Genomic DNA, 3,569 nt, shown 5'->3' on the forward strand with positions numbered 1-3,569 from the left:
CCGACCACCGCGGCCAAGGTCTGAACGAGGATCCCCTTGTCAATGACCCGGCCCTGGGCCAGATCGGCCTTGACCCGGGCCCGGTCGGCTTCGGCCTCGGCCCGGTCCGCGTCGGCCTTGGCCTTGCGCCGGGCAACTTCCCGGTCCATGTCCTCCGGACCCTTATTGGCCAGCTTCTCCAGATGCGTGGCCGCGTAGTGCTCCAGGTCGCGGAGCAGAATGGAACCGTCCTGCTGGAGCTTGAGCAAACCCTTTCTGGCGTGGTTGTAGACGGAGGTCTTTTGGATGGAATAGCCTTGGGCCTGGAGCCATCGCCAGGCCTCGGTCCGATTGGCGAAGACCTGACCGTGGCCAAAATACTTCTGGAGCAGGCGGCCGAGACAGTCCTGAAAGGAACGGGAGGCCATGTCGGCCGAGCGAACATTGCCGGACGTGGGCGATTTGGAGACCAGAGCGTTTGCTGCCTCGCGGGCTTCGAGCCGGGATCGAAGCTCTCGGGCATCGGCGTCGTCGGCAACAGAAAGAATCCGCTCCATGTCCTCTGGCACGTTGGCAGGGGCGTCGGTCATGGCCGGGCCTTCTGAGGTCATCCCCGGCCTCCGCAGATACGTCGGACGATCTCGGGGGCGACGATCTGCCCAGCGGCCTGGACCAGCCAGCCATAGGGCGGTCGCAGGCGCAGGTCCCAGGCCGGCCAGCCGTCCAGGGCCGATTCCGAGACATGGTCCGGGGCCTTGGGACATCCGGGATACGGTTCCAGCCGGACCAGGAGGCCGCGGTAGTCCATGACCAGTTCGGCCTCGTCCGGGTAGCGGACGTCGTGGATGATGACCAGGGAGTCGGTGGCGTAGTCCATCAGGTCCCGTTCCAGGGCCCGGACCCAATGGCCGGGGTCCTCGTCGCGCCTGGCCTGGCCGTGCCATTGCAGGATCTCGCGCAGGGTCATGGGCGACCTGGGCAGGAGCGGGTCGATGTGGAGGCGGTCCTTGTCCGAGTCCAGGGCCCAGCGGTCGATGTTGTAGACCCGGGACACCTCGTTTTTGAGGGCGTCGGCAAAGGCCATGGCCCGGCAGTCGGCGAAGATGGCCAACAATTCCCGGGCCATGGTGGTTTTTCCTGTTCCGGCCTTGCCGGAGATGCCGACGATCAGCATTATTCACCTCCAGAGATTTTCAGGGCAATAAACAACCAGATTAAGCCCGAGACAGCCCAAAGCCCGGCAAGTATCCATTTGCCAAAGATGGCATTGGCAAGGATGGCCATGCCAATTCCACACAGGATGACGATTCGTTGAGTTCGTTCAGCCATTGTTTTCCTCAAGATTTTCGGCTTTGGCATCTGGGTCGCAGCGGAGCAGATTGGCGATGACCCGCCCCCACTCCTGCATCCGCTCCCGGTACATGGCCGCAGCCCGCTGGTGGGCGGACTTGCGTCGCTCCTCGGCCAGTGCCCATTCGCACAGGGCGATGGCCTGGGCGTTGGGCATGGCCCGGCCCGTGCCCTCCAGCTTGGTCTTGATGGCCACCACACGCTCCCGGCTCATGTGCGGGGCGCTCATGAATGGCTCCCGTCCTTGGCCCAGGCCTCCTCGGCCGGGTTCTCGAACTCGGCGTGGGCCGTGCGGTCAAGGTAGAAGATGGTTTTGGCTGTGGCCACGGCTTCGTCGGCATTGTGGGCGGCCACCACGCACAAGGGTCTGGGAGTCTTGGCCGAACGCCAGACCCAGAACCGGAACAGGGGACGGCCGTCCCTGCCGGGGATCATGGCAGCACCCCCAACACCAGACAGACCAGAGCCCAGACCGCCAGACCGGCCATGGCCAAAACGGCCAGCTCCAGGATCAGGGAGGCCCTTCGGTCCGACCGCCTGCAATTTTCGTTGATTTCCTGGACGATTACCGTCCAGTCCGGGGCGTCGTTCTTGTGGTCGCTCATGCCTTGGTCCTCCTCATTTCCAGTTCCCTCCGCCATTCCATGACCAACATGGCCATAATCTCTTGCGCCTCTTGCCATCCCAAATGGTAGGCGACCCCTTGCCTATCTCGAAAAATCCAGGTCTGCCTCATGGTGTCCTCCATTGTCCGCCCGGTCCCGGGAGATGGGGCCGACCGTCTCGAGCCGGCCGGTCCATCCCCGGAGGTGCCGCAGATTCGAGCGACGTCCCGTTTCACCGAATGTCCCCGGCTACCTGATGAGCTATCGCCGGGGCCTCCACGGGACCGGGAGCAGGTACAAACCCCACCTCCCGAGACCGGGCGGATGTTGCGCGGCCAGCCATGGGCCGCCAAAAATTTCGGCCGGTGATCCCGCGCGCCCCGTCCGGGTGCGTGTCGAGATACCGGCCAACCTCTGCCTCGTGATATAGGAGATGACTGATCCTGGCCGCGACGTCGCTGTCCGACATCCAGGCCTTGTGGTCGGGATCGGTGTCCCAGGCCATGCGGATGGGATCGAGGGTCCAGACGATGGTCACCCACGGACACCGCCGCAGGATGGCGCCCAGCTCGCGGACCGGGTCGGGAATGGGCGACGCCGTTTGCGTGGGCGACGCCGTTTGCGTGGGCGACGCCGTTTGCGTGGGCGACGCATGCGTCGCCCCTACGGGTTCGTTGATCCCGGCCCCGTCCCCATCCACGGCCGTTTCTTTTTCCCCTCCCCCCTCGAGGCCAGACTTACCGGCCAAAACTCCACGCCGGGCCGCGGCCATCCTGAACCCCATGGGCATTTTCTCGACGACGGCCTGACGGAGATCCTGGCCCTGGGCCACGGCCTCGCCCGGATCCTTGGCCCCTTGGGGCAGGACGTTCCGCAGATCGACGATGCCGGACTCGGGCCGGAAATGCTCCAGCCACCAGGATGTCCCGGCGTCTCCGGCGTCGTCGCGGTCGAGGATCAGGCCGATCCAGCGGGCCGAATCCACCAGGTCGCGGACCTCGGATTCCTTGGGCCGGGCCTGGGCCGAGCCCATGGCCAGGATCGAGACCACATCCCCCAGAGCCTGCCAGAGGGCGATCCCGTCCAGCTCGGCCTCGGTGACGATGACGCCCACGGCCTGGCGGGCGGTTCCCTTCAGGAGCATTGGTGGCATGGGGTCGGTGGCCGATCCCTCCAGGATGAGATAGCGGGGCTCGCCTTCGGCCCGGCGGATCCGGACCCGGAGGATGGTCTCCCCTCGCCAGTACGGGATGGACAGGCCGCGGGGGATCCAGAGCTTTTTCTGGGTGCCGTCGGCTTTCAGTCGTTCTGGCAGGCCCCAGCCGGACCGGGCCCGGTAGACGTCGCGGCCGCGCTCCTCTATCCAGCCCAGCTTGCAGAGGGCCGCGGTCTTGGCCGAGATGCCGCGGGCCGACAGCCATGCCACCTGGTCGGGCCGGGCCGAAAGGCGGTCGGCAGACTCGTTGACCAGTTTCCAGGCGTGGGACTGCCAGACCTGGGCAGGATCTTTGAGGGGGGACGCCGTTTGCGTGGGCGACGCATGCGTCGCCCCTACGGGCGCGTCGAGGACCCCGAGTCGGGCACGGCGCTTGGGGCGCTTCTTGGGGTCGAGGATCCGGCCGACCAGTTCGGCGG

General features: G+C 66.1%; 4 protein-coding genes. All 4 read right to left on the reverse strand.

From position 1 onward, the window contains the following. Positions 1 to 590: hypothetical protein (locus tag EOM25_13100; GenBank protein ID NCC26112.1), on the reverse strand; the 590-nt coding region annotated here is incomplete at its 3' end. Beyond that, positions 587 to 1,153, reverse strand: a complete 567-nt coding sequence (locus EOM25_13105; protein NCC26113.1) for a hypothetical protein — start codon at positions 1,151 to 1,153, stop codon at positions 587 to 589. The genes EOM25_13100 and EOM25_13105, both read right to left, overlap by 4 nt. Before the next feature lie 147 nt (positions 1,154 to 1,300). Then, positions 1,301 to 1,558, reverse strand: a complete 258-nt coding sequence (locus tag EOM25_13110; GenBank protein NCC26114.1) for a hypothetical protein — start codon at positions 1,556 to 1,558, stop codon at positions 1,301 to 1,303. Further along, entirely contained in the window at positions 1,555 to 1,764 is a 210-nt protein-coding gene (locus EOM25_13115; protein NCC26115.1) for a hypothetical protein, read from the reverse strand. The genes EOM25_13110 and EOM25_13115 overlap by 4 nt, the downstream gene beginning before the upstream one ends. Positions 1,765 to 3,569: the final 1,805 nt, after the last annotated feature.

The sequence above is a fragment of the Deltaproteobacteria bacterium genome (assembly GCA_009929795.1).
Taxonomy (GTDB): Bacteria; Desulfobacterota; Desulfovibrionia; order Desulfovibrionales; family Desulfomicrobiaceae; genus RZZR01.

Bases quoted from the DNA above. Each gene is read 5' to 3' on its own strand.
- EOM25_13105 (NCC26113.1), bottom strand. From the start codon at position 1,153: ATGCTGATCGTCGGCATCTCCGGCAAGGCCGGAACAGGAAAAACCACC.
- EOM25_13115 (NCC26115.1), bottom strand. From the start codon at position 1,764: ATGATCCCCGGCAGGGACGGCCGTCCCCTGTTCCGGTTCTGGGTCTGG.
- EOM25_13110 (NCC26114.1), bottom strand. From the start codon at position 1,558: ATGAGCGCCCCGCACATGAGCCGGGAGCGTGTGGTGGCCATCAAGACC.